The 1,280-nt window shown below is 33.0% G+C and carries 2 protein-coding genes; one reads left to right on the top strand and one right to left on the bottom strand.

Annotated elements, in window-relative coordinates:
• Positions 1-341 precede the first annotated feature (341 nt).
• Complete coding sequence (locus OM075_RS25065; protein ID WP_301193305.1) at positions 342-695, top strand: hypothetical protein; 354 nt, start codon at positions 342-344, stop codon at positions 693-695.
• A 456-nt stretch (positions 696-1,151) separates the two neighbouring features.
• Here the strand turns inward: OM075_RS25065 and OM075_RS26220 are convergent, their stop codons facing one another.
• The gene (locus OM075_RS26220; RefSeq protein ID WP_363321660.1) at positions 1,152-1,280 is read right to left on the bottom strand and encodes a group II intron maturase-specific domain-containing protein; all 129 of its coding nucleotides are present in this window, start codon (positions 1,278-1,280) and stop codon (positions 1,152-1,154) included.

Here is a 1,280-nt window from a genome sequence, read left to right on the forward strand (position 1 = left end):
GGCTTTATCAAATTGTCTTCTTTCTTTTTTCATATCCTTGTAAATTTAATCATTACAAGCTTAACTCTGTGTCTTGGTAAAGATAGCAGTTCCAATCCTTTGATTTTGGACTTGACTACGTTAATATAGTTCAGATAAATGTACTGTTAACATTAAGAGAATATGGATTTGTTTTCAAAGAGCAAGAAGAAATTTTTAAGCAAATTCAAAAAGACTCAGCAGGATGGATTCCTTGTGGAAAAAGTAATGTTCTCAGAGATGTTGAGATAATAGGAACGTTTAAAGAGAAAAATGAGCAATCCTCAAAGATTAAAGATTTAGGAGCTGAAAAATTTGAGAATTTGAAAAAGGGAGAAATAGATATTGAAAAAATATATCTTACAAAACGACACTCTGATTTTACAAAACAAATTTCTGAATTTAAAGACGACCCTTTTATGCCTTCGAGTATTCAAAAAACGTTGAATGAATTATTTAATGACATTAACAATAATCTCAGGACAATTTTAAAGGGTGAATTAGAGTGTTTTATGATTGATTTTAGTAAAGAATATTTTAATAAAGGAAATGCTCCAAAGTTTGACCCAATTGGTGTATATAATAATTTCAATCATAGCAGAGTTCATCATAGAGAGACTCTTAACAAACTCAATGAGGATATTAGAAAATATTTAAGAATAGATGAAAAATGGTAAAAAGAATAAGTGAAAGAAGTACTGGGCACAATTGAGTAGCAGGCCACTAGACTAAAAGCCTAGTGTAGAAGCTCTCACACTACCTAGTATACGGTTCTCGTACTAGGCGGTTCCTTACATCATGGGGAATAATGAATGAGCATTTGAAGCTAGCATAGAGTGCAATTGATTATACATATCAGATAAAGCAATATAGCCTCGTTTTTGAAGTCGTTCTATGGTTATGGTTGTTCCTAAAATAGGACTCTGAGCAATTGCCCAAACCACCCATTACTCATAAATTGTTTATTAGTTTTGGTATTCGTGATTTCGTTCCTCAATTCGGCTCCGGCTCCATGCATAAGCATGATCAAGGTCAACGCCTAAACGGATCAGGTTTTTCCGTTTACGTTCAGGTTAATTTATTCACATACATTTTATATTTTAAGGCGTTCATGATTTTCGCTACGCTCCAATTCAATGATGCCAGATACAATATCTGAGTCGATTACGAAGCCAACCATCAAGTTTCTCCAGTTTCGTAATGATATTTGCATGTTTAAAGTAGTTGATCCAACCACGTTGGATTTCTAATAGCTTTTGAAT

The sequence above is a fragment of the Plebeiibacterium sediminum genome, from assembly GCF_026013605.1.
GTDB lineage: Bacteria > Bacteroidota > Bacteroidia > Bacteroidales > Marinilabiliaceae > Saccharicrinis > Saccharicrinis sediminus.